Origin of the sequence: Sandaracinus amylolyticus (genome assembly GCF_000737325.1) — a bacterium.
GTDB lineage: Bacteria > Myxococcota_A > Polyangia > Polyangiales > Sandaracinaceae > Sandaracinus > Sandaracinus amylolyticus.
Genome location: NZ_CP011125.1, coordinates 9881406 through 9907070 on the forward strand (window position 1 = coordinate 9881406; position 25665 = coordinate 9907070).

Consider the following 25665-nt stretch of genomic DNA (forward strand, 5'->3'; position numbering starts at 1 on the left):
GGCGCGAGGTGTAGCAGGATCGCGAGAAGCGCGATCAGTCGAGCCAGCCCTCGAGCCAGCGCTCCGCCTCGCGCTCGTCGATGGGCGCGCCGAGCGCGGCGACGAGCGCGAAGTATGCCTCCGCGACCTCCTCGCGATCCGCGGTGTCGAGCTCCATCCGCGCGAGCGACGTGACGAACGTCTCGAGCACGCGCCTCGCGGCGTCGAGCGAGGTCGCCTTCGGCGCCGCACCGCGCGCCTTCGTCCACGCCGCGCACGCGCGCTCGCCGCGCCGGCGGTCGTGATCGACCCAGTCGCGGAACGGATTCTCGAGGTTCGCGGCGATCCACGCGTCGTCCTTCGCGCCGCGGATCTCGACGTGCGCCACCGCGCGCAGCGCCGCGCGCAGCGCGGGCACCGCCGAGCGACGCACGCCGTCGATCTCGACGCGCGCGAGCGCGGGCCACGAGGACGGAACGCGCGACGGATCGATCCCGTACGCGTCGCGCAGCTGCAGCGTGTGGAGGCGCGGCAGCTCCGCGAGACGCTCGACGTGCTCGACGCTGCCTCGGAGCGAGAGCGCCTCCAGCGCGACGTAGCGGGTCAGGATCGACGCGTCGGTCCCGCCGTGGATCGACAGCCGCCGCACCGCGACGAGCCCGGGCACGAACGCGCCGGGCCCGCTCGTGTGCACGTCGAGCTCGGCGTCGGGCGCGACGACGTCGAGCTCGCGCAGATCGTCGACCCGCAGCGTCTCGAGCTCCGGGCCCACCGCCAGCGTCATGCCGCGCGTCCCGTCGAGCGAGAGCTCGAGCAGCCGGGTGCCCGAGACGTCGATCGTGCGCTCCCCGTGCCCGCTCCAGCGCAGGGTGTCGATGCGCGGCTGGGTCGCGATCCAGTCGAGCACACGCGCGTCGGGGCCGCGGTAGTCGATCTCGGTGAGCGCCGTGAGCGCGTCGAGCGCGCTCCAGTCGGGCGGCGGCTGCGGCAGACCCGGCACCGACGGCGGGAGCCCGATCGCGAGACGCCACGTGCCCGGCGCGAGCTCGTGCGTCGTGCCCGCGATCGTGATGCGCACCGGACCGGGCGCGTCGGCGCGCGGCGGGCGAGGACGACGACCGAGCCGCGCCCACGCCAGGTGACGCGCGAGGCCCCAGCCCGACATCCCGCCCGGGCGCGCATCGCGCGGCTCGAGCACCCCGAGCGGCAGGTAGTCGGGCGGCGGCGGGCCGTCGAGCATCGCAGGCGCGCTCGTGTCGAGCGCGGTGCAAGCGCGCAGCGCGTCGAGCGCGGGCGCGCCATCCCCGATCCAGTCGAGCGCGGCGACGCACGGCCGCTGCATGTCGAGCGCGACGATCTGACAGGCGCCCCACCGCCCGTTCCTCAACGGGACGGCGTACACGGTGCCGACCTCGGGCGGCTTCCTGCGCGTCATCCCGCCGAGGATGCCCGCGAACGGCCGACCTCGCAGGGCTGCATCGCGCGTCGCGACGGCGCGACGGCCGCTGCGAGCCTTCGCAGCGCGCCTCGAGCGCGCGTGACGCGCGCTGCGGGCCTCCCCAGCGCGCATCGCGACGGCGTCACGGGCGCTGCGAGCCTTCCCGGCGCGCGGTGAGACGGCGTCACCCGCGCTGCGCGCCTCCCCAGCGCGCGATCCGCCGGCGAGCGCACCGCTGCGAAGCTTCGTACCGCGTGATCCGCCGGCGAACGCACCCCTGCGAAGCGTCGCAGCGGCCGATCCGCCGGCGCACAGGCCGCTACGGCGTCTTCGGGCGGCGGGTACCCCGGCGAGCGAGCGTCTTTGATACCTCGCGGCGGGCGATCACCGCTCGAGCCACACCGCGTCGCCGCGCGCGGCGAGCGTCGCGTCGACGTGCTCGAGGAGCACGCGGCGTCGCTCCTCGAGGTGCTCGAGCTGGGTCTCGTCGAGCGCCGCGCCGAGCGGGTCGCCCATCAGGCGCGCGCGCAGATCGTCCATCGTGAGCGCACGGATCGTGTCGATCGTCGAGCGGCGGAAGCGCTGCAGCGCGCGCAGTCGGGCGTCCATGTACCCGAAGCGCGCGCGGTGGCGCAGGAAGCACGCGCCGTGATCGAGGAACACCAGCGGCCCACCGGGCTCGCGGGTGCGGAGGTTCGTGAAGTCGCCGCCCCAGCGATCGGTGTTGTGCGCGAGGTAGTCGAACAGCACGAGGTCGGAGAGCTCGGCCGCGCGATCGCCGCGATCGGGATCGCCCGCCGAGGGCCCTTCGCCGCGGGTCGGGATCGGCACCGTCCCCGAGGCGAGCGCCGCGTACTCGCGCGGGCGCTGGAACGGGGTGATCGCGAGCGCGCCGTCGAGCCGGATCCAGCGCTCCCAGCCGCGCCCGAGGTCGAGCGAAGGGAGCGCCTCGGGGATCCACCACACGAGCGCGCCGCGCACCGTTCCGTCGGGCTGGACCACGACCTCGCGGAGGCGCTCGGGCGCGTGCTCGCTCAGCACCGGCTCGAGCCGCGACCACGGCACGCGGCGACCGACGACCGGCGCGACCCGTCCGAGCCCGAGCGCGCGATCGAGGTGGTACGCGGCGATCTCGGCGGCGTAGGAGCCGCTCGAGAACGTCTGCTCGGGCTTGAAGTACCCACGCGTTCCGTCGCGCAGCGTGACGACGAACGCGACGCTGCGTCCGCCGCGCCCCCGCCCCACGCCCTCGAGCGCGGCCTCGGAGAGCGAGGTGATGCGCGGGGCGTCGGGCTCGCCGAGGAACGCGTCGATCCGCGTGATCGCGGTCGCGGGCTCGGCGGGCGGGAGCTCGATCGTGAAGGAGGGCGCGAGCGCGAGGGGCTCGAGCGCGGCGTCGGGTCGCTCTTCGGGCGTGCCGCACGAGGCAGCGATCAGCGCGACCACACCGCAGGCCGACGCGGCCGAACGCGCGCGTGTGCGGGGGCCCATCGCGCGGATCGTCGTGCGCGCTGGAGTCGATTGTCCACAAAGCGGCGGAGCGCGCGCGGAGCGCTCCGCGTGCCGCGGGTGCGTCGGGATCGTCGCGGAATTCGCGAGGCACTCTTCTTGAAGAACGCGCTCGCGATGACCTCCCGCCGCGCGAAGGATTCCACCATGCCGTTCGTCGTGGAGCGCCCGAGCACGGGCCCCCACGCACCCCCGGTCCTCTGCGAGCTGCGCACCGTGGTGCGGCTCGTCGACGGAGACCGCGCACCGATGCCCGCGTCGCGCACCGTCGCGCGCGCGAGCGTGATCCCGCCGAGCACGATCAAGTCGCGCGAGCCGACGGCGCGCTTCTCGTCGGCGCCGCCGTCGATCGCGCCGCCGAGCACGTCGCGTCCGGCGATGCCCGCGATCCCGCCGAGCCCGGCGCTGCCGCGCGTCGAGCCGTTCGGGATCGACCGACGTCCTTCGTCGGCGCCGCCCGCGGCGACGAAGCCCGCGTCGGTCAGCGAGAGCGGCATCGTCGCCAAGCCCGCGACGGCGAGCTCGAGCGGCATCGTGGCCAAGCCCGCCGCGCCGGTCGCGAAGTCGGCGGCGGCGAAGCCGGTGCCGAGCGCGACGAAGCCCGGGGCGTCGAGCACGCGTCCGCCCGCGCCGCCCACGGTGCGTCCGCCCGCGCCGCCGGGGTCGCGACCGTCGATGGCGCCGCCGGGCACGAAGCTCCCGGCGCCGAGCGCGAAGCTCCCGCCCGCGCCGCCGCTGCCGGGACAGCGCCTGTCGATCCCGCCGCCGCCGCCGGGCTACGTGCCCCGCGCGAGCGTGCCGTCACCGGCCGCGGTGAACGCGGCGGCGCGCAAGAAGGCGTGATCGGCCGTTGGCCCGATCAGCTCGCCTCGAGCAACCCACGCAGCGTCTCGGGGTGCACTTCGTACGGGCGATTGCAGTAGTCGCAGCTCACGTGGAGCGTCTCGCCCTTGCGCAGGATGTCCTCGAGATCCGCGCGGCCCAGCGTCGCCATGCTCGCGAAGACGCGCTCGGGGCTGCAGTAGCAGCGGTGCTCGATCAGCGCGCCGCCGGTCTGCTGGTACGGCATGCCGTAGAGGATCTCCGACTGCAGCGTCTCGGGGTCGCCGCCGAGCGAGCGCAGCACGCTCTTCGGGTCCGCGAAGTCGAGGCGCATGCGCTGGTACATCAGCTCGAGCGGCGGCTCCTTGCACTCCGGGAGCAGCTGCACGATCCATCCGCCCGCGACCGAGACCTTGTCGTCCTCGCTCATCACGCAGCCGACGCCGATCACGCTCGTCACCTGCTCGCTCTCGAGCATGTAGACCATGAACGCGCCGCTGATCCCGTAGTCCGCGGGGATCTCGACCACGCCCTGGTGGCTCGTGCCGTTGGGCAGCGAGCGCATCACCTGCACCAGCGAGCCGGGGCCGATCTCGATCGGGCCCGCGGTCTCGCGCACCAGCGCGCGACAGCCGCCGTCGGGATGGCAGTCGGCGACGAGCGTGCCCTTGCCGGTCTTGCCGCGCACCACGCCCTGCACGCGCAGGTCGGGCGCCATCGTGAGGCGCACGAGCACGGAGCCGGTGATCAGATCCGCGAGGTGCTCCGCGGTCGTGCCGGTGGCGTTCTGCGCAGCGATCGCGGCAGTCACGGTCTGGGTCGACCGCAGGGTCACGACGCGGAACGAGCCGTCCTCGGTGATCGTGGTGACCGCGCGATCCCCGCCCGAAAGATGAGCGTCGGTCTCGAGCATCGGATACGAGCCTATGACGCTCGGCCCCCGGCACCGCAAGGGTGGGGGTTGCCGCTTATTTCGTGCGTGTGCTCGCGATCCGCGAGAATTCGAGTCGATGAGCCGCATCCGACTCGGGGACATGCTGGTCCAGGCGCAGATGGTCACGGCCGAGCACGTCGACGAGGCGCTCGCGCTGCAGAAGACGCGCGGCGGGCGGCTCGGCGAGCTGCTGGTGGAGCTCGGCTACGTGAGCGAGGTGCAGCTCGCGCAGGTGCTCTCGAACCAGCTGAGCATCCCGTGGGTGAACCTCTATCACGTCGACTTCTCGCGCGAGCTCCTGAACCTCATCCCCGCCGAGCTCGCCGAGAAGTACGGCTGCGTGCCGGTCTACGTGCGCAAGATCCGCAAGCAGGGCGACACGCTCTTCGTCGCGACCGACGATCCGACGAACGAGACCGCGCTCATCGCGATCGCGCAGCAGGCCGGGATGCCGGTGAAGCCGATGGTCGCGTCGAGCAGCGACGTGCGGAACGCGATCCGCGTCTACTACTTCGGCGGGCGCGAGACCGCGGCGACCGCGCCGATCGTGAAGCGGAAGGCGCCGTCGATCGCGGCGCCGCCGCCGGTCGTCACGCGCTCGTCGATCGCGCCCGTCGAGCTCGACGAGGCGGAGCTCGAGCCGTCGATCCCCAAGGCGCCCGCGGTGCCCACCGAGGTCGCGGCCCCCGAGCCCGCGCCGCCCGCTGCGCCCTCCCCCGAGCCCGCGGTGCCCGCCGCGCCCGCACGCCCCGCGCCCGCGAAGAAGCCGCGCACGATCACGCTCACGCTGCTCGACGGCACGACGGTGAAGCTGCCCGCGTCGGGGAAGAAGAAGCCCGAGGAGCAAGCGCCGCAGGAGTCGCTCACGACGCGCGATCTGATCGCGGCGCTGCAGGCGCGCGCGGAGGGCAAGGACGTGAGCGCGGTGCTCCCCGACGCGCGCTGGGAGCCGCTCTTCGCGGCGCTGCTCTCGCTGCTGCTGCGCAAGGGGCTCATCGCGGACTGGGAGTTCGTCGAGGAGTGGAGCAAGCATCGTCGATGAGCTTTCCGCGAGTGTTCGTGACGCGTCGATGGCCGGTGGACGCGGCCGACGTGGTGGGCCCCGGCGTGATGATCGACGTGTTCGCGCACGAGCGCGGGCCGACGCGCGAGGAGCTGATCGATCGCGGCCGCGCGTGCGGCGCGATCGTGACGTCGGTCGCGGATCGCATCGATCGCGAGCTGCTCGAGCAGCTGCCTTCGTTGCGGGTGATCGCGCAGGCCGCGGTGGGCTACGACAACGTCGACGTGTACGCGTGCCGCGCGCGCGGCGTGATCGTCACCCACACCCCCGGCGTGCTCACGGAGTCGACCGCGGATCTCGCGCTGGCGCTGCTGCTCGCGTGCGCGCGCCGGGTGCGCGAGGGCGAGGCGATGGTGCGTGAAGGGCGCTTCGGCGGCTGGTCGCCGACGATGCTCCTCGGGCACGAGCTCGACGGAAAGACGCTCGGCCTGATCGGCTACGGGCGCATCGCGCGCGCGGTCGCGCGGCGCGCCGACGCGTTCGGCATGCGCGTGATCGCGAGCACGCGCGGCGACGTGCCGTTCGAGAACGAGCCGTACGCGGTGCACGTCACGCTGCGCGAGCTGCTCGCGGAGAGCGACGTGATCAGCCTGCACGTGCCGGGCTCGCGCGCGACGCGCCACCTGATCGGCGAGCCGGAATTCGCGCGCATGAAGCGCGGCGTCGTCCTGATCAACACCGCGCGCGGCACGGTCGTCGACGAGGCCGCGATGGTGCGCGCGCTCGAGCGCGGACAGCTCGGCGGCGCGGGGCTCGACGTGTACGAGGAGGAGCCGCGGGTGCATCCGGGGCTCGTCGCGCGGGACGACGTGGTGCTCCTGCCGCACCTCGGGAGCGCGACGCGCGAGGCGCGCGCCCGGATGGCGTCGAGCGCGCTGCGCGACGCGATGCGGGTGCTGCGCGGCGACGAGCCCGTGCACCTCGTCCCCGAGCTGCGGGTCCCGGAGCTGCGATGAGCGTGGAGCTCGACTTCGTCAGCGCCTCGCGGCTCGTGCGCACGAAGATCGTCGCGGGTCGCGGGCACTACGAGAGCGTGGTGCGCGCGGTGATCGACGCGAAGGTGAGCGTGTGGATCGCCACCGCGAACCTCAAGGAGCTGATGGTCGAGGACACGCGCGCGAAGATGCCGGGACGGCGCGCGAGCTATCGCTCGATGCTCGAGGTGTTCGACGATCTCGCGCAGAAGCACGTCGATCTGCGCATCCTCCACGCGGGCTTTCCTTCGCAGGCGTTCCGCGACGCGTTCGACGCGCACCCGCGGCTCGTGAAGGGCGGGCTCGCGCTGCGTCAGTGCGCGCGGCTGCACCTCAAGGCGGTGATCGTCGACGGCGCGCTCTTGTACCTGGGGAGCGCGAATTGGACGGGCGCGGGGCTCGGCGCGAAGGGCGATCGCAACCGCAACTTCGAGCTCGGGTTCGTGACCGAGGACGAGGCGCTGCTCGATCAGGTGCAGGGCATCTTCGATCACCTGTGGAACGGCGGTGAGTGCGCGCGGTGTGGTCGTCGCGACGTGTGCGACGCGCCGCTCGACGAGACGTGAGCCGTGCGATGATGCGTGGGCCGTGGCTCTCGTCCGCCGACACGCGAGCGACTGGTTCGAGGTCGACATCGATCGCGACGCGCGTCGCGTGATCGTGCGTCGCCTGCCCCCGCTCTTCCGCTCGCAGGCCGACGCCGAGCTCGCGTGCACGCCGGTGCTCGACGTGCTCGACGCGATCGATCGCGCGACCCACACGCTGATGATGGACGTGCGCCTCGCGCGCGGCGTGAACGATCCCGAGTACGAGGCGTGGTACGCGCCGCTGCGTCGCGAGATCGTGCGCGACTTCCGGCGCGTCGCGATCGTCGTGCGCAGCGCGTCCGGGTGGCTCCAGGCGCAGCGCCTCGCGAGCGTGGATCGCGACGAGGGCTTCCGCGTGTTCGACGACCTCGCGCGCGCCGAGCGTTACCTCGACGGACGCTGACCCGTCACCCCGAGAGCGCCGCCGCGAAGATCGCGGGCAGCTTGCGCCACGAAGGCGCGGCCTCGAACTGCGTGAGCAGCGCTCCGACACGATCCGAGCGGCGATGGGTCACGAACCACGGCGGCTTCGGCGACGTGTGGCGCTCTCCGAGCAGGAGCGATCGCGGGAACGGCGCGAAGGGCCCGCGCACCACCGTCTTCTCCGTGCGCTCGAGGAGCATCGCGTTGTGCACCACGCCGCGCCCGCTCTGGATGTCCTCGAGCGTGTGCCCCGGGAACGCGCCCCAGCTCGCGTTCGCGAGCAGGAACCCGACGCCGCTCCACGCGTTCACCGCGATCGTGCCGTAGCGCAGGTCCGTGATCGCGCGCTCGATCGCCGCGCGATGGGCGCGCTGCGTCGCGGGGTGCACGAGGATCTGCGCGCCGAGCGTGCCCATGAGCCGCTCGTTCGCGAACGTGACGGCGCGCGCGAGGAACGACTGCACGTCGGGCGCGGAGATCGACGTCTCGGCCCACGTCGCGCCGAAGAACTCGCTGCGGTACGCGGGCGCGCTGCGATCGTCGGGATCGAGATCGACGATCCGCGTGTACGGCACGTCCTGGCCGCCAAGCAGCTCGGACCGCGCGTGCTTCTCGACGGCATCGCGCTGACGCGCGTCGGCGCCCGGGTAGTACGCGGCGCGCTTCGGGAGCTGCGCGATCGTGTCGCGCAGGATCGCGAGGAAGCGCTCGCGCAGCGGCCACTCGCGGTGGAGCACCAGCACCTGCGCGGCAACGCAATTGAAGCCTGCGTTGTGCAGCTTCTGGGTCGCGACGTGCTCGGCCTGGAAGCGCATGTCCGCCTCGCTCCACACGCCGGGCACGACGATCACCGGGCCCACGCCGCCGAGCTCGCTCGTCACCGGGATCTGCGTGAGCGGCTCGCGGCGCTGCTTGCGCGCACGGCCTTCGTCGCCGGTGCCGAACACGATCGCGTCGTGCGTCGCGGCCGAGCCGGTGACGTGGATCTTCTCGACGAGGCGATGCCGCGTGAGCATCTCGCCGACGTCCGCGCCGCCGTACACGAAGCGCAGGAACCCGCGCTCGACGAGCGGCGCCATGACGCGCTCGAGCACCGGCCCGAGCGCCTCGTTCACCGGGCTCATCTTGAGCACGACGACGCGCCCCTCGGCGATCATCTCGTAGAGCACGTCGAGCGGTGCGATCGACGTGATGTTCCCCGCGCCGAGCACGAGCGCGAGCGAGCCGATCGGATCGCGCACGTGGCGATGGAACGAGCCCGCGCTGCGCCGCACCTCGCGCTCGTCGACGCCGGGCTGCATCCACACCGACGCCGAGTAGCCCGACAGCAAGACCTGCTCGAACGGGCTCGACGGGAACACGTCGACGATCACCCGTCCGTCGGCCGCGCGATGCAGACGCGCGCCCTCGAGCGGATCACGTCCTCGCGCGATGCGCTCGAGCGTGCGCGAGAGCCCGACGATGCCCGCGATCAGCGCCCACGGCCCGCTCATCCACTCCTCGCCGGCGATCGGCGATCCCGTGGGCAAGCGCTTGATGCGCGTCGCGACCTCGACCCACTCGGGCGCGAGGCGCGCCGCGCGATCCTTGATCTGCTCGAGCAGCGCGCGCTTCTCGAGCACCGGCAGCCGCGCCCACTCGGTGCGGTGCGCGTGCAGCTCGGTGAGCGCGCGATCGACGACGTCGCGCGACGAGCGCGCGGGCGAAGTGGGCACGGTTTGATCGAGGGCCATCGCGCGACATTCGAGCACCCCGAGGCGCTCGCCGACGACCCTCGGACGGTGATCACTCGAACGCGGCGAGCCCCGTGACGTCCTGACCGACGATCAGCGTGTGGATGTCGTGGGTGCCCTCGTACGTGTAGACGGTCTCGAGGTTCATCATGTGACGGCCCGGCGAGTACGCGTACGTGATGCCGTTGCCGCCCAGGATGTCGCGCGCGACGCGCGCGATGTTGAGCGCCATCGACACGTTGTTGCGCTTCGCGAGCGAGATCTGCGGAGGGCGCACCTTCTTCGCCTCCTTGAGCCGGCCGAGGCGCAGCGTGAGGCACTGCGCCTTCGTGATCTCGCTGACCATCTCCGTCAGCTTGTGCTGCACGAGCTGATAGCCCGCGATGGGACGCGAGAACTGCTTGCGATCCTTCGCGTACGAGAGCGCGGTGTCGTAGCAGCTCATCGCCGCGCCGATCGCGCCCCAGCAGATCCCGAAGCGCGCCTGCGAGAGGCACGAGAGCGGACCGCGCATCCCGCGCACGCCGGGCAGGATCGCGTCCTCGTCGACCACGCAGTCCTCGAAGAACAGCTCGCTCGTCACGCTCGCGCGCAGCGACCACTTGTCGTCGATCTTGCGCGTCGAGAAGCCCTTGGTGCCGCGCGGCACGATGAAGCCGCGCACGTTTCCGTCGAGCTTCGCCCACACCACCGCGAGGTGGCAGAGATCACCGTTCGTGATCCAGCGCTTCACGCCGTTGATGCGATAGCCGCCGGCGACCTTCTCGGCCTTCGTGATCATGCCCGTCGGGTTCGATCCGAAGTCGGGCTCGGTTAGGCCGAAGCAGCCGATGAGCTCGCCCTTCGCCATCCCGGGCAGGTACTTCTGCTTCTGCTCCTCGCTGCCGTACGCGTGGATCGGGAACATCGCGAGCGAGCCCTGCACGCTGCAGAACGAGCGGATGCCCGAGTCGCCGCGCTCGAGCTCCTGCATCGCGAGGCCGTACGCGACGTCGCCCATGCCCGCGCAGCCGTAGCCCTCGAGGTTCGCGCCGAGCAGACCGAGCTTCGCGAACTCGGGGACGAGCTCCATCGGGAACGTGCCGTCCTCGAAGTGCTTCGCGATGATGGGCTCGATGCGCTCGTCGACGAAGCGACGAACGTTGTCGCGAACCATCCGCTCTTCGTCGCTCAGCTCGTCGTCGATGCCGTAGTAGTCGAGCCCCGAGAATCCCATCGCGTCCGCCTCGTGGAGTGAGACGAAGGACATACCCCGCACGCGAAGAGCCCGTAAAGCTGCGGCGCGGCGCTTGCTCACGCGGTGTGCTCTCGCGGCGCTCGGGTCGTCACGGGTCGACGACGAAGCGCACGGTGCCGTAGCGGAAACCACCCGCCGCGGGGTCGCCCGACCCGCACGCGACGCGTGCGACAGTGTCGGAGAACGCGACCTCCGACGTGATCGCGCACGGGAGGCCCCCGCTGCGCTCGGGCGCGGTGCCCTCGAGATCACAGAGCACCGCGCGCAGGCCGCGCACCGTCGCGACGTTCAGCGGCAGCTCGGCCTCGGCGTACCAGCCATCGGCTTCGGGCTCGCACGACACGAACGAGCTCGTGGAGATGCCCGGCCCGGGGAGGCCGGCGTCGCGGTCGCTCAGCAACGGGGCGCTGCCGGTGCAGCCGATGGAGCACAACGCCCAGAGCACGAGTGGGAGGGTCGGTCGCATCGACCTGCAGTGTCGCGACGAGCGAGGATCGGCTCACTCGATCACGAGCGCCCGCGCAGGACGCGCAGGAGCTCGGCGCAGCGCTTGCTCGCTCGTGTGCGCTCGTAGGGCTGGCACTGCGTGGCACGGGGGGACGGATGAAGATCGAACGAGGACTGCCGCTCCTGCTCACGCTCGCGCTGCTCGGGTGCGCCGAGCCCGTCGACTCGTGCTCCGAAGCGTCCAGCGCGAGCGAGGGCGCGCGCTGCGACTTCGACGAGTCCTGCCGCGAGTTCCGCGATGGCCCGACGAACTGCGGCTACGTCGACCGGACGTGCGTGGACGGACGGCTGCGCGTGTCGGTCATTCCGTTCGGGTGCCCCACGTTGCCCGACGCGGGTAGCGGATGCGGCGCGTACGAGCCTCCTCCCGCGATGACGTCGACCGAGTGCCGCAGCGACGCCGACTGCGGCGGCAGCGGCTCGTGCTGGGCGCCCGGCGACACGAGCGCGTTCTACGTGGCCGGGTTCTGCCCGATGGAGTGCGCGAACGACGGCGACTGCGCCGCCTCGCAGGTGTGCGTCGAGCTGAACCAGGGCTCGTGCAGCCAGTGCCGCGAGCGCTGCACCGCGACGTCGTGCTCGCGCTGGGAGACGTGCGGCGACGACGGGCGCTGCCGCCCGCAGCGCTGCGACGAAGGATACGCGTGCCCGATCGGATCGACGTGCGTGCCCGGCGGCGTCGACGACGTCGACGCGCACGGATGCACGACGGTGCCCTGCGACGACGACGACGACTGCGGGTGCGGCGCGTGCGTCTTCGGATCGTGCGCGCTCGGCCCCGGACGGTGCGAGCCGCCGCGCCCCTAACGTCGCCGCACGTTCGCGACGCCGACCTCGCCCGTCGCGAGCACCTCGTCGCGGAAGCGGACCTCGATGCGGTGGATCCCGGGCGGCACGACGCGCAGGCGGAGCCGCACGTCGTGCGCGCAGGTGCAGCGCGCGACCGGTGCCTCGGGCTCGCGCGCGACGAGCACGATCGTTCCGTCGTCGCGCACGCTCGCGTCGAAGCGCGGCGCCGGAGCGCAGTAGAAGCGCATCGAGGTGATCGCGATCGTCACCTCGCCGCGCATGTTCGCGCTCGCGCGGAGCGACGCCGCGGGCACGTCGCGCGTCGTTTCGCCACACGACCCGCCGAGCGAGCGCACCTCGAGCGCACGTGGCTGCGCCATCGCGATCGAGGGCACGAGCAGCACGAGGAGCGCGAGCCTCATCGCGCCACCACCTCGCGCAGGAATCGCGTCACCTCGCGTCGTACGACCGGCGGGATCGAGTGTCCCCCGTCGAACGGCACGAACGTCACGCGCGCGCCCGCGGCCTCGGCGCGCTGCACCATCGTCTCCGCGCCGGAGAACGGCAGGATCGGATCCTGTCGTCCGTGCGAGACGAACACCGGCAGGTTCGCGAGGCGCGACCAGTCGAGCTCGCCGTCGTCGACACCGCGGATCGCGCCGCCCGAGAGGAGCACGATCGCGCGCGGCGTCGCGGGGCCACGCAGCGATCGCTCGAGCGCCATCATCGCGCCCTGGGAGAACCCGGCGAGGACGAGCCGCGACGCGGGCACACCTTCGTCGACCAGCGTCGCGATCACTCCGTCGACCGCGCGCGACGCCGCGGGGAGCTGAGCGCGAGCGAGCGAAGGCTCGCGCTCGAACCACGCGCGACCGGGAGGACCGCCCTGCCAGATGCGCGGCGCAGCCGGCATCACGAAGCGCGCCGGTACCTCGGCGGAGAGCTCCTCACCGAGCGCGACGAGGTCGTCCCCGGGCGCGCCGTAGCCGTGCATGAGCACCACCGTGACGTTCCCGCGGCCTCGCTCGACGACGTCGAGACCGCCCCAGCGAGGCGCGTCATCATGCGAAATCCGCGGTGATTCCGCTCGGTTGGGAGCACACGCGACGAGAACCACGAACAGTGCTTGCGCGGCGAATCGGCCCATGTATATTCCGCCTCCCTCACGGGCGTGTAGCTCAGCTGGGAGAGCGCTAGAATCGCACTCTAGAGGTCCCCGGTTCGATCCCGGGCACGTCCATACAACAGGGAGCCCGAGCAAGACGGGCTGAACGAAGGGCCGGCGGCGAGAGCTTCCGGCCCTTCGGTCGTTCTTGGGGCACGACGCACTCCCGGGCCCGTCGCGGCCGGCCCGGTGCGCGGCCGGGCCTGCGACCGGAACCTGCCAGTCCAGCTCACGAGAACTTGCGAGCGGCGTCGCGAAAACTCGCGAGCGCAGATTCTCGCGAGCTTCGTGCGCCCAGAATTCCGCGCCGATCCGCGCTTCGCGCGCTGGGCACACGCGCTGCACTGCGCCGTCGACACAGCGGAGGCAGTCGTGATCAAGACAGTCGCGATCATCGGAGCGGGGTTCGCGGGGCTCAGCACCGCGAAGGTGCTGAAGACCTTCGGGTACGAGGTGACGGTCTTCGAGAAGGCCGCGGACGTGGGCGGCGTGTGGTCGGCGTCGCGCCGATACCCAGGGCTCACCACGCAGAATCCGCGCACGACCTACGCGCTCTCGGATTTTCCGATGCCCGCGAGCTATCCCGAGTGGCCCTCCGGCGCGCAGGTGCAGGCCTACCTCGCGGCGTACGCCGAGCACTTCGGCATCGCCGAGCACGTGCTGCTCGAGACCGAGGTGCAGCGCGCGAGCTACGACGAGCGGAGCGCGACGTGGACGGTGCGCGCGCGGCGTCGCCGAGAGGCGCTCTCGCTCGCATTCGACTTCCTGGTCGTCTGCAACGGGATCTTCTCGGCGCCCTTCGTGCCGTCGTACGCGGGGCGCGACGAGTTCGTCGCGAACGGCGGACGCATCTGCCACACGTGCGAGCTCCACGACCCCGAGGACGCGCGCGGCAAGCACGTGCTCGTCGTCGGCTACGGCAAGTCGTCGTGCGACGTCGCGAGCGCGGTCGCGAGCACCAGCGCGAGCACGACCGTCGTCGCGCGCGAGCTGATCTGGAAGGTGCCGAAGCTCCTCGGCAAGCTGCTGAACTTCAAGTTCCTCCTCCTGACGCGCATGGGCGAGGCGCTCTTCGAGTACATCGAGCTCGCCGGGCTCGAGCGCTTCCTCCACGGCGCGGGGCGCGGCATCCGCGACGCGATGCTCGGCAGCGTCGAGGCCGTGATCACGCGGCAGCTCCGGCTGCGCGAGCTCGGCCTGCACCCGGGCAAGCCGCTCGAGACGATCGCGCGCAGCACCGTGAGCCTCGCGAGCGACGGGTTCTTCGAGCAGGTCGCGTCGGGCGCGCTGACCGTCGAGAGGAACGTCGAGATCGTGCGGCTGAGCGCGGGCTACGCGCACCTCTCCGACGGCCGCGAGGTGCGCGCCGATCTCGTCGTGTGCGGCACCGGGTTCCAGCAGCGCGTGCCCTTCCTCGACGACGACGTGGTGCGCCGCGTCACCGACGCGCAGGGCAACTTCCAGCTGCATCGCTCGGTGCTCCCGGTCGGCGTGCCGCGCCTCGCGTTCAACGGATACAACTCGTCGTTCTTCAGCCAGCTCAACTGCGAGATGTCCGCGCTCTGGCTGGTGCAGCACCTCCGAGGCGACATCGCGCTGCCGAGCGAAGCGGCGCAGCGCGAGCACATCGCGCGGAGGCTGGCGTGGATGGAGGCGCGCACGGCGGGCAAGCACGCGAAGGGGACGAACATCATCCCGTTCTCGCTGCACCACATCGACGAGCTCCTCGCGGACATGAAGATGACGCTCTCGCCGGCGAAGCGGGTCGCGCAGTGGCTCCTGCCGGTCGATCCGAGCGACTACGCGTACGTGGAGCGCGCGCTGCGCGCGCGTTACGGCGCGGAGAGCGCGCGCGACGCGGCGGCATCGCACGAGCGCGCGACGCGCGAGGAGCACGCCGAAGCTGCCGAGTGACGATCAGAAAGGCCCGCAGCAGTTGCTGCGGGCCTTCTGGGCTCTCGGTCGCGACGCCAGGCGCGCGGTGCGCCCCGCAGATCGATCTGCGCCGGGCAGCGCTTGTGGCGCGATCGCCGCTCGGAGTATGTCCTTTGTGTGGGTGCCACCTACGGAGGTGTCTCGATCCGCGTCGAGGAGACGCGCCCGCCGACGCAGGCCGCTGGGGCGATGCCAGGACGCGCGACGGCGTTCCTTGACGCCGCGGGCCATCGCTTCCTGCTGCGCGAGAACCTCGAGTTCGGAGCGCAGTCCGACTACACGGGCGGGACGCAGTATCGATTCATCGTGGAGCTGCACGTCGTCGCCAGCGAGACGCTGGCGCGAGTGCGACAGATCGCGGCCATCGACTACGGCCCGACCACCGAGCGCTCGACGACGTTCGCCGCGATGGGCCTCTTCGCGCTCGCGATCGCCGACGACGATCCCCGCGTCCATCAGCTCGGCGATCACACGCGCGTGGCGTCGGTGGAGTGGCCGGCGGAGCGGCCGTACTCGGGCCCGAGCGCCTACCAAAGCATGCCCATCGCGCCTGCGCGGCCCGCGCCTGCGGCGCCGCCTCGGCCAGCGCCGCTGCCGGCGAGCCCCGGCGCCACGGCGCCCGCACCGCTGCTCGATGCCGCGGGGCTGAAGCTCGTCTGGCGCAGCTTCGCGCTGGGCGCGTTCGCGGCGCTCGGCGGGTGCGCCGCGATCCTGCACGCGATCGCGATCGCGATGCCGAACGATCGTCCGCTCGGAGTGCTCGCGGCGCTCGCGCTCTTCGGGCTCGCGGGGCTCGTGTGGATGGTCGCGCTCTGGCGCGCCCGCGCGGCGACGCGTCTCCTGCACGAGGGCGCGATCCATCGAGGTCAGGTGACGTCGATCGTGGAGGTGCGCCGCAGGAATGGCGTGCACTGGAACGTGCTCGTCCGGCTCGAGCAGGGCAGCGAGGCGACGTTCCGGTTCGTCGATCGCAACCCCGCGGGCCAGCCCGTGACGGTGCGCGTCCTCGGCCGGCGCGCCGCGCTGATGCTCCCCGGCGCGCAGTTCCTCGGTGCGCTGCGCTGATCGGCCGCCGGCGTTCCGAAGCCCGCGCTCGACGATCGCTCGCTAAGCTCCGCGCGGAGGTCGCGTCGATGCGGGGAGCGTGGAAGATCGCCTTGGGGTGCGGATCGCTGTTCGCGATCGGCGCGTGTGCCCTGTGCCTCACCGGCGTGTGGGCGGTGAACATGCCCTTCGCGGAACAGCGCGCGCGCCACGTCAACCACTTCCCGCTGCCGAATTTCGCCGGTCCGCCTCCCGAGGAGCCACCCGAGGGCACCTACGCGCTCGTGCGCTACGCGGCGCCGCTCGGGGCGAATTGGGCGTACGTCTCCGAGCCGCGCGAGGGCCCGCGCCGTCCCGCCGTCGTGTACGTGCACGGCGGCTTCGACTGGAGCATCGGCGCGCTCGCGTGGTCGCGCACGTGGCGCGGCGACGATCAGAGCGGCATGGCGTTCGCGCAGGACGGGCTCGTCGTGATGTTCCCGAGCTTTCGCGGCAACCACGACAACCCGGGCTCCGCCGAGTGCTTCTTCGGCGAGATCGACGACCTCGTCGCTGCCGCAGACTTCCTCGCCGCACGCCCGGACGTGGACCCCGAGCGCATCTACCTCGTCGGGCACAGCACCGGCGCGACGCTCGCGCTGCTGACCGCGGCCGCGAGCGATCGCTACCGCGCGGTGTTCGCGATCGGACCGACGGCGGCGGTCACGGACTACGGCGACGGCGGTTGCCTGCCGCCGCACGTCTCGTTCTCCGAGCGTTGGCTGCGCGACGCGAGCCACTTCGTCGACGAGATCCGCACGCCGACGTTCCTCGTCGAAGGCGCCGAGCAGCCGTCGAACGGCGACCTCCTGCCGTGGCTCGACGCGATGGCCGGCACCGCGCCGGTCGAGGCCGTCGTCGTTCCGGGCCTCGATCACTTCAGCGTGATCGCGCCCGCGACGGAGGTGATCGCGCGCGCGATCCTGGACGGCGGAGGACCGGCCGGCGCGCCGAGGATCTCCGCCGACGCGATCGTCGACGCATCGCGCGAGCGCTGCGCGACGAGCGTGGTCGAGGGCTCGGCCGCGTCGCAGGCCGAGCCGTGGGCGAGCACGCCGCACGACGAGTGGCCGCAGCTCGTGCTCACGAACGAGATGTCGTTCTCGGGTCGCCCGCCTTCGGGCGGCGCGAGCGCATTCCTGATCGACGCCGGCGGTCGCGCTCACGTCGCGACGGCCGCGCATCTCACGGCCGAGCCCGGCGGCATCGAGCCCGCGGTCGATGGGCTCGCGATGCGCGATCCGACGCGCTTCGACGCGCTGCTCGAGGAGTGGACGATCTACCCGCGCACCCAGCCCGAGCGCGAGATCCGCGCGACCGGCCTCACCGAGCCCGCCGTGTTCGACGACTGGCTCCTGCTCCGAACGGACGCCGACCCGGACACGCTCCCGTCCACACCGCTGCGCATCGCGGCGCGCCCCGCGGACGTGGGCGACGCCGTGTTCCTCGTCGGCTGCCCGTACTCCGAGGAGACCTGCGTGCAGAACGTCTACCGCGGTCGCGTCACGGCGGGCGCCGAGGGCCGCTTCGTCTACGACCTCGATCCGCCGGTCGACGTGCGCGGGTTCAGCGGCGCGCCCGTCCTCGATGTCCACGGCCACGTCGTCGGCGTCTTCAGCGTGAGCGGTGAGCTCGAGCTGAACGACGACGGCCTGATGATCGAGGGAGAAGCCGACTCTCGGCTCGTCGAGCACGTCGCCCACTGCGCGGCGCGCTGACTCCGCTCATCGGGGGCACGTCCAGCGCACGCCGCAGCTGCACTGGTAGAAGAGCGTCGTCTCGCTCGCGCAGCGCGGATGAGCATCGTCGGGCCCGCCACTGCACTTCGGACAGAACGAAGGACGCAGCGCGCGACGCTCGGCCTCGGAGAGATCGTGCGCGCCCTCGTGCCTGGCGCGACCGCAGCGCGGACAGAGGTCGTTCATGCGCGTGTACATCCATCGTACATCGGATGTACATCCGATGTACTCGCGCCGGCCGTCGATTTTCTCCAATCGCGCGCTCGCTCGAGGCGCCACGCTCGCGCTCATGGCCAAGCGACCGAACAGCTATCCGCGCGTCTCCGCGTATCTCATCTGCCCCGGCGCGCCGCGCGTCATCGAGTTCGCGAAGAACGTCCTCGATGCCCAGGTGGAGCGTCGCTACGACGCGCCCGACGGGTCCGTCATGCACGCCGAGCTGCGCATCGACGACAGCATCGTGATGATCGGCGACTCGGGCGAGCAGTGGCCTGCGGTGCCGACGCACCTGCACGTCTACGTCGACGACGTCGACGCGACGTACCAGCGCGCGCTCGCCGCGGGCGCGACGTCGGTGCGCGCGCCCGAGCAGCGCGAGGGCGACCCCGATCGTCGCGGCGGTGTGCTCGACGTGGCGGGCAACACCTGGTGGTTCGCGACCCAGCTCGAGTGAGAGATGACGATCCGACTCGCCCGCGTCGACGACGCCGATGCGCTCGCGCGCGTGCACGTCGAGGGATGGCGCTGGGGTTATCGCGGTCTGCTGCCCGACGCGTTCCTCGACGGGCTCTCGGTGCCCGATCGCGCCGCGCGCTGGCGCGACATCCTCGCGCGCGACGCGCCACGCGAGCGCACCTGGGTCGCGCTCGACGATCACGACGCGCAGGGCTTCGTCTCGATCGGCCCCGGCCGCGGTGTGCCCGACGACGTCGCGGAGCTCTACGCGATGTACGTGACGTCGCGCGCAGCGGGCACCGGCGTCGCGCGCGTGCTGATGGAGCACGCGATCGACGCGCTGCGCGCGGATTCACGTCGCGCGATCCTCTGGGTGCTCGAGCACAACGCGCGCGCCCGTCGCTTCTACGAGCGCGAAGGATGGCGCGCCGACGGCGAGACGAAGCGCGACACGATCGGAGGGCGCGAGGTGCTCGAGCTCCGCTACGCGATCGTCTTCTGAGCGCGCCGAGGCCGCGCGGCTCCTCGTCGGGAGCGGCGCGGCCTCGTGTCTCTCTCGTTCGCGATCAGGCGGCGCGGAGCGGCCCGTGATCGTCGCAGTGCGTGCCGTGCGGATGGTGCAGGTGACCGTCGACGAGATAGTCGGTGTGGTCGCCGTGCGGCACCGCTTCGTGACCGCACCCGGGCCCGTGGGCGTGGCCCTTCGCGTGGCCCGCGCACGCGTGGCCGGGCGTGCAGTCCGCGGGGTTCGTGCCGCCGATCGCGAGCTCGTGCTCCTCGACGCCGCCGTGCGCGCACTTGTGGTGCAGGTGACCGTCGTGGAGGTAGTCGGTGTGGCCCTCGTGCTGCACCGCGGTGTGACCGCAGCCGGCGCCGTGCTCGTGGCCTTCGTGATCGTCGTGGTGCTTGTGGGTCATTCGTCCTCTTCTCCGGTGTGCGCGTGGGAGCGCGGCTCGAGCGCGTGCTCCAGCGCGCTCTGGATGAGATCGGCGACGTGCTGATCGGACAGCGCGTAGTAGATGTGCTTGCCCTCGCGACGACGGCTGACGAGCCCCTCGGTGCGCAAGAGACGCAGCCGCTGCGAGACCGTCGAGAGCCCCTCGCCCGACTCCGCCGCGAGCTCCGAGACGCAGAACTCGCCCTGCGAGAGACGCTCGAGCAGGCGGAGCCGCTCGGGGTCTCCGCACGCGCGGAAGAGCGCGGCCGCGCGCGCCAGCGCGAGCGTCCCGACGCTGCCGCGACGCGCAGGCGCGTCGTCGTGGCGGCACGTGGGCTTCTCGCCGGTGGGCGCGGCCTTCGTAGCCTTCGTGGTGGTGCGAGGAGCAGCAGTGCCCTTGCGGGCGGTCGCGACGCTCGATGACTTCACCATTCGTTGAAGTGTTGTACCGGCGTCCTACGCGGGCCGCAAGCAGCGGCTTCCTTGACCGTCGTCGCGGGCGCCGCCCATAACGACCCGGCCGATGCCGCGTCCCTGGTTCCGCCTGGTGGCCAGCGCGCTGCTCGCGGTGTGCGCCACCGCGCAGCTCGGCGCGCTCGCGCACCTCGCGCTGGTGCGGCACGTCCACTGCGCGGAGCATGCGCGCGTCGAGCACGCGGACGATGCGCACGCAGCGCACGCGCACGTCGATCACGACGCGCTCTCGAGCCGCGACGATCACGCGCACGACGGCTGCGCGCTGGACGCGCTGCGCACCGTCGCGGCGATCACGATCCACGAGGCGCCGTCACGCGTCGTCGCGTTCGACGTCTCGTCGCTCCACACCGCACCGCACGACACGCCGCGTCTCGCCGCGCGCGTCCTCGATCACGCACCGAAGACCTCGCCGCCCGCCTGAGCGCACGCGCGGAGGATCACGCGTCACGTCGCGAAGACGTGCGCATGCGGGCTCTCCTCCGTCCGTCGCGTGCACCTGCCCGCGTGCATCTCGCTCGGGAGAGGTCTCGTCATGTCGCTCGTCGTCTTCGTCTCGATCGTCTCGTGCGCGATCGGCGCGCTGATCGCGTCGCTCGCTCGACACCGCCCGGCGCTCGACGCGCCGGTGCGAACGTTCGCGATCGGCGCGGGCCTGGCGCTCGTGGGCACGCACCTCGTGCCCGAGTCGGCGCGCGGGATCGGCGCGTGGTCGCTGCTGCTGATGGGCGCGTCGCTCGCGGTGCCGTGGCTGGTGCGCGAGCGACGCAGCGCGGTGCTCGCGACCGAGCTCACCTACGCGGGCCTGCTCGGCTACCACGTGTTCGAGGCGGCGCGCATGGCGATCGCGGCGCGCAGCGCACCGGAGAGCGAGCTCGCGCTCGCGCTGATCGCGCACGCGATGCCGACCGCCGCGTTGCTCTTGGTGTCGACGTCGGACGCGATCGGACTGCGTGCCGCGGGGCTCGCGATCGCGTCGGTGCTCGGGGTGTCCTTCGCGCGCTTCGGCGGCGAGCAGGTCGCGTCGCTCACGCCGGCGTTCGATGCGATCGCGTCGGGGCTCCTGCTGTTCGTGATCGCGCGCGCGCTCGCGCCGGTGCACGCGCGCACGTCGGGGCGGCGGGTGAGCGAGCTGATCGCGCTCGCGGTCGGCGTGATCGTCACGCTGCTCGGCACCCGCGCACACTGGGAGCTCGCGCCCGACGCGACGCGCGCGCTCGAGCTGCGGCTCGTCGATGCGCTCGTCGACACGACGCTCGAGGCCGCGCCGATGCTGCTGCTCGGTCTCGCGCTCGGTGCGCTGGTGCAGGCGATCGGCGGGCGCTTCCCCGATCGCTGGATGCGCGAGACGAGCCCGCTGCGCGACGCGATGCGCGGCGCGGTCTACGGCGCGCCGCTTCCGGTGTGCGCGTGCGGGATCCTCCCCGTCGCGGAAGGGCTCGCGATGCGGCGCGCGAGCGCCGCGCTCGTGGTCGCGTTCCTGCTCGCGACGCCACAGGCCGGCGTCGAGGTGTTCGCGGTCATGGCGCGCTTCCTCGGCGTGCCGTTCGCGACCGCGCACCTCGTCGTCTCGCTCGCGACCAGCATCGTCGCCGCGATCGTGATCGCGCGCGTCGCGCGAAGGCCCGCGGCGATCACGATCCGCGGGCGCTCGTTCGAGCTCGTCGCGACGAGCTCGTGCTCGCACGACGACTGCTGCGATCACGATCACGATCACGCGCCACAGGAGGGAACGCTGCTGACGCGATGGCGCGCCGCGTTCGACGAGCTCGCGCTGCACAACGCGCCGTGGGCGCTGGTCGGCATCGTGCTCGCCGCGCTCGTCGCGGAGCTCGTGCCCGCCGAGTCGGTCGCGGGGTTCGCGGCGATCGGCGCCGACATCCCGCTCATGGCCGTGCTCGCGATCCCCGCGTACGTGTGTCCCGCCTCGGCCGCGCCGCTCGGCGCGGTGTTGATCGCGAAGGGGCTCTCGCCCGGCGCGGTGCTCGTCGCGGTCACGCTCGGGCCCGCGACCAACGTCGCGACGCTCGCGTTCCTCCGTCGCCGCTACGGCACGCGCGCGGCGGTGCACGGCGTCGTCGCGCTGGTCGCAACGGCATGGGCGGGGGCGCTCCTGGTGAACGCGCTCGTGCCGGTGGCGCTCCCGCCGCTCGCGACCGGAGAGGCCCACGAGCACGGGTGGTTGGCCTCGGCGTCGGGGCTCGCGCTGGCGCTCGTCGTGGTGCGCGCCTTGTGGATCGCCGGGCCCGCGGCGGTGCTTCCCGGGCTCGCGCCGGCGAGCAGGCCGTTCGGCCAGGATCGTCGAGATCCGCGAAACTTGCCGGAGACCCGCCGCGCTCGGTAGAGTCACGACACCTGTGGGTTCGTGTGCTCGGAACCCGTGGAAGGACCTGTGGATAGATCGTGGATGGGTTTCGTCCCCGATCTCTCCACGCTCCGTGCACGGGGACCGAGGACCGGGATCAGCAATGATCCCGGCAGGATGCGGACCTCATCCCACAATCCACAGGACTGATTAAGGAGATGATCTCCTTTTAAGTAATTACTCTCCCGATCCTTCTGATCGCTTCTCCCCAGCCCGAGTCGGGAGCGCGTTCCGGAAGGCAGGAGCCGAGGGCGCGCGCATGGAGCTGACGATCAGCAAGAGGAACTTCCTCCGAGGCCTCGCGCGGACGCACGGTGTCGCGGATCGGAAGAGCTCGATGCCGATCCTGTCGAACATCCTCCTCACGACGGAGGACACTGGCACGCTGCGCTTCGCTGCGACGGATCTCTATCTCGGTGTCGCGGCCACCGCGCCCGCCGAGATCAAGAAGGGCGGCTCGATCGCGGTCGCAGCGCGGACGCTGTTCGACATCGTGAAGAACCTGCCCGACGGCGACGTGCAGTGGACGGTCGGTCCCAACCACGCCGCCGAGATCCGCAGCGGCAAAGTGCGCTTCCGCATCCCGGGCATGCCGGGCGACGACTTCCCGCCGCTGCCCGCGCCGCGCGAGGTGGAGTTCTCGTCGATCGACGTCGACGTGCTCGCCGACCTGATCACGAAGACCTCGTACTCGATGTCGACCGACGATACGCGACCGCACCTCGCGGGCGCGCTCTTCGAGGGCGAGGGACGCGTGGTCCGCATGGTCACGACCGACGGCCACCGCCTCAGCAAGTGCGAGCACAAGCTGCGTGAAGGCGCCTCGATGGTGAACTTCACGATGCTCGTGCCGAACAAGGGCATCGCGGAGCTCAAGCGCCTGCTCGAGGACGCGAAGGCGGACAAGCCCGCGAAGGGCGAAGAGGCGCAGCCGGTCACGGTCGGCGTCGCGACGCAGGGCGGCAACGCGTTCTTCCGGCGCGAGGGCATCCAGCTGTCCGTGAAGCTCGCGGACGAGCAGTTCCCGCCGTACGCGAAGGTCATCCCGCAGAACCAGGACAAGCGCGTGGTGTGCCCGCGCGCGTCGCTGGTCGAGTCGCTGCGCCGCATCTCGCTCGTCTCGAGCGACAAGAGCGGCGGCGTGCGGCTGATGCTGCAGGAGGGCTCGCTGCGCGTGGTCAGCGAGAACCCCGACGTCGGCGAGGGCAGCGAGGAGCTCGACGTGGACTACGCGGGTGACCCGCTGACCATCGGGTTCAACGCGAAGTACATCCAGGACGTGCTCGCGTCGCTGAGCGACGACGAGGTCGCGCTCGAGCTCTCGGGCGAGCTCGACCCGGGCGTGATCAAGCCGGCGAACGACGCGACGCTGTTCGTCGGCGTCGTGATGCCGATGCGCATCTGATGGCGACCTTCGCGGAGCTCGGGATCTCGTTCCCGCTCTACGAAGGTCCGCTCTCGACGTGCACCGGTCATCGAGGCCGCGGCACGTGCGCGCTGTGCGCGCAGCCAGGTGAGCTCTTCGGGTTCGGCATCGGCGGGTACGTCGAGCTGACGTGCGCGGGGTGCGGCGCGCGGACCGACTGGCACGTCGCGGAGCGTGTGCCTTCGTGCGCGTGCGGCGCGGCACTGGTCGCGCCGGTGACGGTGGAGCGCGAGGTGCGTGCCTGTCACGCGTGCTTCCGCGCGGGACGGGCGAAGAGCACGCAGGACACCGAGCTCGGCATGGTCACGCCCGAGCTCGCGCGCCAGGGCGTCACCCACGGGCTGCCGAGTGATCTGATCTCCGAGCTCTACGACACCTCGCCGAGCCCGGACGATCCGAGCTGGAGCCGCGTGCACGTCGCGTCCGAGCTTCTCGAGGAGCTGCTCCGCACGCCGACGTTCTCGACGTGGCAGGGCGCGATCTGGCTCTTCCACTGCGATGCTCCGATGGTGTTCGTCGGTGAGTGGAAGCGTGAAGAGCTCCTCGCACGGGCCGGCGACGACGCGGGCGCGCGACGGCTCGTGACCGAGCTGCTCGGCGCGGACGACGAGCGCTGCGATCCGCAGCGGTGGGATGCGTTCGTGCGCGGAGAGGCGGAGCTCGGTGGGCTCTACACGTTCCGCTGTGGGCGATGCGGGAAGCACCGCGCCGGCTGGGACATGGACTAGCTCGCTTCGCGTCGCGCGCCCGGACATGATGCGGCGCGATGGAGGCGCTGCGGTTCGAGCAGCTCTTTGCGCGGCAGTGGCGCAACCTCGCGCCGCTCGATCTCGCGCCGGGCGCGCGCTTCAACGTCATCTCGGGCGACAACGGGCAGGGCAAGAGCAACTTGCTCGAGGCGCTCTGCTACCTCGGGTCGCTCCAGAGCTTTCGGGGCGCGCCCGCCGAGGAGCTCGTCTCGCGCGACGCGGACAGCGCGGTGATCGCCGCGAAGGTGAGCGGGCCGCCCGCGCCCCACACGCTCAAGGTGCGCGTGCATCGCGGGGGCAAGGCGCGCGAGCTCGCGCTCGACGACAAGCGGCCGCGCTCGGTCGCGACGTGGCTCGGCGTGTGTCCGGTGGTGCTCTTCCATCCGGGCGACCTCGAGCTCGCGCAGGGCGGGCCCGACGCGCGGCGCGCGCTGCTCGACGCGATCCTGAGCGAGATGGATCCGAGCTACGCCGCGACGCTCGCGACCTACGGCAAGGCGCTGCGCTCGCGCAATCGCCTCTTGCGCGAAGAGATGCCGGACCGGCGTGCGATCACGTCGTTCGATCCGATCGTCGCGAGCGCGGGCGCGGTGCTCGGTCGAGCGCGCGAGGAGCTGGTGCGCGAGATCGCGCCGGTCACGGTGCGCGTCGCGGGTGAGATCCTCGGCGGCGAGATCCCGCTCGAGGTGCGCTACGTGCCGCGGGTTCCGCCGAGCGAAGAGGCGATCCTCGAAGCGCTGGTGCGCTCGCTCGACAAGGATCTCGCGCGAGGGTTCACCGCCGAAGGGCCGCACGCGGACGAGCTCGCGCTCGAGGTGCACGCGCGCGGCGCGAAGCACCACGCGTCGCAGGGACAGCAGCGCACGCTCGTGCTCGCGCTGAAGGTCGCGGAGCTCGAGGTGCTCGCGAAGCGCATCGGTCGGGTGCCTCCGCTGCTCCTCGACGACGTGTCGAGCGAGCTCGACCGCACGCGCAACGAGCGTTTCTTCGCGCTGCTCGCGGAGATGGGTGGTCAAGTGTTCTTGACCACCACGCACCCCGAGCTGATCCGCCTCGCGGAGGGCAGGGTGGACTGGCACGTCGAAGCGGGTCGCGTGACGCGCGCAGTGTGAGGAGCGCGTT

The 25665-nt window shown here is 72.1% G+C and carries 27 protein-coding genes and 1 tRNA gene; 17 read left to right on the forward strand and 11 right to left on the reverse strand.

Annotation, left to right across the window (positions count from 1 at the left end):
* Positions 1-34: 34 nt before the first annotated feature.
* Entirely contained in the window at positions 35-1414 is a 1380-nt protein-coding gene (locus tag DB32_RS41870; protein WP_157070334.1) for a hypothetical protein, read from the reverse strand.
* A 387-nt stretch (positions 1415-1801) separates the two neighbouring features.
* Positions 1802-2908: a hypothetical protein gene (locus tag DB32_RS41875; RefSeq protein WP_157070335.1), complete on the reverse strand. Its 1107-nt coding sequence runs from the start codon at positions 2906-2908 to the stop codon at positions 1802-1804.
* A gap of 165 nt (positions 2909-3073) precedes the next feature.
* On the opposite strand from DB32_RS41875, the gene DB32_RS47740 reads away from it, so the two are divergent.
* On the forward strand, positions 3074-3769 hold the full coding sequence (locus tag DB32_RS47740) for a hypothetical protein (RefSeq protein ID WP_157070336.1): 696 nt from the start codon (positions 3074-3076) through the stop codon (positions 3767-3769).
* Positions 3770-3785: 16 nt separating this feature from the next.
* Here the strand turns inward: DB32_RS47740 and DB32_RS41885 are convergent, their stop codons facing one another.
* Positions 3786-4661, reverse strand: coding sequence for an Hsp33 family molecular chaperone HslO (locus DB32_RS41885; RefSeq protein WP_053238270.1), 876 nt, complete (start codon positions 4659-4661; stop codon positions 3786-3788).
* Between the two features lie 97 nt (positions 4662-4758).
* On the opposite strand from DB32_RS41885, the gene DB32_RS41890 reads away from it, so the two are divergent.
* Genes DB32_RS41890 through DB32_RS41905 form a run of 4 tightly spaced genes read left to right on the forward strand, consistent with a single transcriptional unit; the run spans position 4759 to position 7709 of the window.
* On the forward strand, positions 4759-5724 hold the full coding sequence (locus tag DB32_RS41890) for a cyclic di-GMP-binding domain-containing protein, MshE-related (protein ID WP_240481321.1): 966 nt from the start codon (positions 4759-4761) through the stop codon (positions 5722-5724).
* On the forward strand, positions 5721-6701 hold the full coding sequence (locus tag DB32_RS41895) for a 2-hydroxyacid dehydrogenase (protein ID WP_053238272.1): 981 nt from the start codon (positions 5721-5723) through the stop codon (positions 6699-6701). The genes DB32_RS41890 and DB32_RS41895 overlap by 4 nt, the downstream gene beginning before the upstream one ends.
* The gene (locus tag DB32_RS41900) at positions 6698-7285 is read left to right on the forward strand and encodes a phospholipase D family protein (RefSeq protein WP_053238273.1); all 588 of its coding nucleotides are present in this window, start codon (positions 6698-6700) and stop codon (positions 7283-7285) included. Before DB32_RS41895 ends, DB32_RS41900 begins: the two co-directional genes overlap by 4 nt.
* Positions 7286-7307: 22 nt before the next feature.
* Positions 7308-7709, forward strand: coding sequence for a hypothetical protein (locus tag DB32_RS41905; protein WP_157070337.1), 402 nt, complete (start codon positions 7308-7310; stop codon positions 7707-7709).
* A gap of 4 nt (positions 7710-7713) precedes the next feature.
* Here DB32_RS41905 and DB32_RS41910 read toward each other — a convergent pair whose 3' ends face one another.
* The 3 genes from DB32_RS41910 to DB32_RS41920 form a co-directional block, all read right to left on the reverse strand.
* On the reverse strand, positions 7714-9462 hold the full coding sequence (locus DB32_RS41910; protein ID WP_053238275.1) for an aldehyde dehydrogenase family protein: 1749 nt from the start codon (positions 9460-9462) through the stop codon (positions 7714-7716).
* Positions 9463-9514: 52 nt separating this feature from the next.
* The gene (locus tag DB32_RS41915) at positions 9515-10678 is read right to left on the reverse strand and encodes an acyl-CoA dehydrogenase family protein (protein ID WP_240481322.1); all 1164 of its coding nucleotides are present in this window, start codon (positions 10676-10678) and stop codon (positions 9515-9517) included.
* 109 nt (positions 10679-10787) lie between these two features.
* Positions 10788-11165 (reverse strand): hypothetical protein, encoded by a 378-nt coding sequence (locus DB32_RS41920; RefSeq protein WP_053238277.1) that lies wholly within the window; start codon positions 11163-11165, stop codon positions 10788-10790.
* Between the two features lie 137 nt (positions 11166-11302).
* Between DB32_RS41920 and DB32_RS41925 the strand changes: the two genes are divergently transcribed.
* On the forward strand, positions 11303-12013 hold the full coding sequence (locus DB32_RS41925; protein ID WP_053238278.1) for a hypothetical protein: 711 nt from the start codon (positions 11303-11305) through the stop codon (positions 12011-12013).
* On the opposite strand, the gene DB32_RS41930 is transcribed toward DB32_RS41925, so the two are convergent.
* A complete protein-coding gene (locus DB32_RS41930) occupies positions 12010-12417 on the reverse strand; it encodes a hypothetical protein (RefSeq protein ID WP_053238279.1) in 408 nt (135 codons plus the stop codon). The two genes, DB32_RS41925 and DB32_RS41930, sit on opposite strands and share 4 nt — an antisense overlap.
* On the reverse strand, positions 12414-12998 hold the full coding sequence (locus DB32_RS41935; protein WP_053238280.1) for an alpha/beta hydrolase: 585 nt from the start codon (positions 12996-12998) through the stop codon (positions 12414-12416). Before DB32_RS41935 ends, DB32_RS41930 begins: the two co-directional genes overlap by 4 nt.
* A gap of 164 nt (positions 12999-13162) precedes the next feature.
* On the opposite strand from DB32_RS41935, the gene DB32_RS41940 reads away from it, so the two are divergent.
* The 4 genes from DB32_RS41940 (at position 13163) to DB32_RS41955 (ending at position 17896) form a co-directional block, all read left to right on the forward strand.
* Positions 13163-13235, forward strand: a tRNA-Ala gene (locus DB32_RS41940).
* A 297-nt stretch (positions 13236-13532) separates the two neighbouring features.
* Positions 13533-15074: a flavin-containing monooxygenase gene (locus DB32_RS41945; RefSeq protein ID WP_053239142.1), complete on the forward strand. Its 1542-nt coding sequence runs from the start codon at positions 13533-13535 to the stop codon at positions 15072-15074.
* A gap of 138 nt (positions 15075-15212) precedes the next feature.
* Positions 15213-16160, forward strand: coding sequence for a hypothetical protein (locus tag DB32_RS41950; RefSeq protein ID WP_053238281.1), 948 nt, complete (start codon positions 15213-15215; stop codon positions 16158-16160).
* 68 nt (positions 16161-16228) lie between these two features.
* Positions 16229-17896 carry an alpha/beta fold hydrolase gene (locus DB32_RS41955; protein ID WP_053238282.1) on the forward strand — a complete coding sequence of 556 codons (1668 nt, stop codon included), beginning with the start codon at positions 16229-16231 and terminating at the stop codon, positions 17894-17896.
* Positions 17897-17902: 6 nt separating this feature from the next.
* Here the strand turns inward: DB32_RS41955 and DB32_RS41960 are convergent, their stop codons facing one another.
* The gene (locus DB32_RS41960) at positions 17903-18103 is read right to left on the reverse strand and encodes a hypothetical protein (protein WP_157070338.1); all 201 of its coding nucleotides are present in this window, start codon (positions 18101-18103) and stop codon (positions 17903-17905) included.
* A 103-nt stretch (positions 18104-18206) separates the two neighbouring features.
* Here DB32_RS41960 and DB32_RS41965 point away from each other — a divergent pair, with 103 nt between their 5' ends.
* Entirely contained in the window at positions 18207-18590 is a 384-nt protein-coding gene (locus DB32_RS41965; protein ID WP_053238284.1) for a VOC family protein, read from the forward strand.
* Positions 18591-18593: 3 nt separating this feature from the next.
* Positions 18594-19094, forward strand: coding sequence for a GNAT family N-acetyltransferase (locus DB32_RS41970; protein ID WP_053238285.1), 501 nt, complete (start codon positions 18594-18596; stop codon positions 19092-19094).
* Positions 19095-19158: 64 nt separating this feature from the next.
* Here DB32_RS41970 and DB32_RS49295 read toward each other — a convergent pair whose 3' ends face one another.
* A complete protein-coding gene (locus tag DB32_RS49295) occupies positions 19159-19509 on the reverse strand; it encodes a hypothetical protein (RefSeq protein ID WP_053238286.1) in 351 nt (116 codons plus the stop codon).
* Positions 19506-19961 carry an ArsR/SmtB family transcription factor gene (locus tag DB32_RS49300; protein ID WP_205627129.1) on the reverse strand — a complete coding sequence of 152 codons (456 nt, stop codon included), beginning with the start codon at positions 19959-19961 and terminating at the stop codon, positions 19506-19508. The genes DB32_RS49295 and DB32_RS49300 overlap by 4 nt, the downstream gene beginning before the upstream one ends.
* Before the next feature lie 91 nt (positions 19962-20052).
* Between DB32_RS49300 and DB32_RS41985 the strand changes: the two genes are divergently transcribed.
* The 5 genes from DB32_RS41985 to recF all read left to right on the forward strand — a co-directional run bounded on the left by DB32_RS41985 (position 20053) and on the right by recF (position 25655).
* Positions 20053-20427 carry a hypothetical protein gene (locus tag DB32_RS41985; protein WP_053238287.1) on the forward strand — a complete coding sequence of 125 codons (375 nt, stop codon included), beginning with the start codon at positions 20053-20055 and terminating at the stop codon, positions 20425-20427.
* A 111-nt stretch (positions 20428-20538) separates the two neighbouring features.
* A complete protein-coding gene (locus DB32_RS41990; RefSeq protein ID WP_053238288.1) occupies positions 20539-22347 on the forward strand; it encodes a permease in 1809 nt (602 codons plus the stop codon).
* Positions 22348-22627: 280 nt separating this feature from the next.
* The gene (gene dnaN, locus DB32_RS41995) at positions 22628-23773 is read left to right on the forward strand and encodes a DNA polymerase III subunit beta (RefSeq protein WP_053238289.1); all 1146 of its coding nucleotides are present in this window, start codon (positions 22628-22630) and stop codon (positions 23771-23773) included.
* On the forward strand, positions 23773-24522 hold the full coding sequence (locus DB32_RS42000) for a CbrC family protein (RefSeq protein ID WP_053238290.1): 750 nt from the start codon (positions 23773-23775) through the stop codon (positions 24520-24522). Before dnaN ends, DB32_RS42000 begins: the two co-directional genes overlap by 1 nt.
* A gap of 38 nt (positions 24523-24560) precedes the next feature.
* Positions 24561-25655, forward strand: coding sequence for a DNA replication/repair protein RecF (gene recF, locus DB32_RS42005; protein ID WP_053238291.1), 1095 nt, complete (start codon positions 24561-24563; stop codon positions 25653-25655).
* The last annotated feature ends 10 nt before the right edge of the window (positions 25656-25665 follow it).

Excerpts from the sequence above, each read along its gene's own strand:
- DB32_RS41870 (WP_157070334.1), bottom strand. The coding sequence starts at position 1,414 with ATGACGCGCAGGAAGCCGCCCGAGGTCGGCACCGTGTACGCCGTCCCG.
- DB32_RS41875 (WP_157070335.1), bottom strand. The coding sequence starts at position 2,908 with ATGGGCCCCCGCACACGCGCGCGTTCGGCCGCGTCGGCCTGCGGTGTG.
- DB32_RS47740 (WP_157070336.1), top strand. The coding sequence starts at position 3,074 with ATGCCGTTCGTCGTGGAGCGCCCGAGCACGGGCCCCCACGCACCCCCG.
- DB32_RS41885 (WP_053238270.1), bottom strand. The coding sequence starts at position 4,661 with ATGCTCGAGACCGACGCTCATCTTTCGGGCGGGGATCGCGCGGTCACC.
- DB32_RS41890 (WP_240481321.1), top strand. The coding sequence starts at position 4,759 with ATGAGCCGCATCCGACTCGGGGACATGCTGGTCCAGGCGCAGATGGTC.
- DB32_RS41895 (WP_053238272.1), top strand. The coding sequence starts at position 5,721 with ATGAGCTTTCCGCGAGTGTTCGTGACGCGTCGATGGCCGGTGGACGCG.
- DB32_RS41900 (WP_053238273.1), top strand. The coding sequence starts at position 6,698 with ATGAGCGTGGAGCTCGACTTCGTCAGCGCCTCGCGGCTCGTGCGCACG.
- DB32_RS41910 (WP_053238275.1), bottom strand. The coding sequence starts at position 9,462 with ATGGCCCTCGATCAAACCGTGCCCACTTCGCCCGCGCGCTCGTCGCGC.
- DB32_RS41915 (WP_240481322.1), bottom strand. The coding sequence starts at position 10,678 with ATGGGATTCTCGGGGCTCGACTACTACGGCATCGACGACGAGCTGAGC.
- DB32_RS41920 (WP_053238277.1), bottom strand. The coding sequence starts at position 11,165 with ATGCGACCGACCCTCCCACTCGTGCTCTGGGCGTTGTGCTCCATCGGC.
- DB32_RS41925 (WP_053238278.1), top strand. The coding sequence starts at position 11,303 with ATGAAGATCGAACGAGGACTGCCGCTCCTGCTCACGCTCGCGCTGCTC.
- DB32_RS41930 (WP_053238279.1), bottom strand. The coding sequence starts at position 12,417 with ATGAGGCTCGCGCTCCTCGTGCTGCTCGTGCCCTCGATCGCGATGGCG.
- DB32_RS41955 (WP_053238282.1), top strand. The coding sequence starts at position 16,229 with ATGCGGGGAGCGTGGAAGATCGCCTTGGGGTGCGGATCGCTGTTCGCG.
- DB32_RS41960 (WP_157070338.1), bottom strand. The coding sequence starts at position 18,103 with ATGAACGACCTCTGTCCGCGCTGCGGTCGCGCCAGGCACGAGGGCGCG.
- DB32_RS41965 (WP_053238284.1), top strand. The coding sequence starts at position 18,207 with ATGGCCAAGCGACCGAACAGCTATCCGCGCGTCTCCGCGTATCTCATC.
- DB32_RS41970 (WP_053238285.1), top strand. The coding sequence starts at position 18,594 with ATGACGATCCGACTCGCCCGCGTCGACGACGCCGATGCGCTCGCGCGC.
- DB32_RS49295 (WP_053238286.1), bottom strand. The coding sequence starts at position 19,509 with ATGACCCACAAGCACCACGACGATCACGAAGGCCACGAGCACGGCGCC.
- DB32_RS49300 (WP_205627129.1), bottom strand. The coding sequence starts at position 19,961 with ATGGTGAAGTCATCGAGCGTCGCGACCGCCCGCAAGGGCACTGCTGCT.
- DB32_RS41985 (WP_053238287.1), top strand. The coding sequence starts at position 20,053 with ATGCCGCGTCCCTGGTTCCGCCTGGTGGCCAGCGCGCTGCTCGCGGTG.
- DB32_RS41990 (WP_053238288.1), top strand. The coding sequence starts at position 20,539 with ATGTCGCTCGTCGTCTTCGTCTCGATCGTCTCGTGCGCGATCGGCGCG.
- dnaN (WP_053238289.1), top strand. The coding sequence starts at position 22,628 with ATGGAGCTGACGATCAGCAAGAGGAACTTCCTCCGAGGCCTCGCGCGG.
- DB32_RS42000 (WP_053238290.1), top strand. The coding sequence starts at position 23,773 with ATGGCGACCTTCGCGGAGCTCGGGATCTCGTTCCCGCTCTACGAAGGT.
- recF (WP_053238291.1), top strand. The coding sequence starts at position 24,561 with ATGGAGGCGCTGCGGTTCGAGCAGCTCTTTGCGCGGCAGTGGCGCAAC.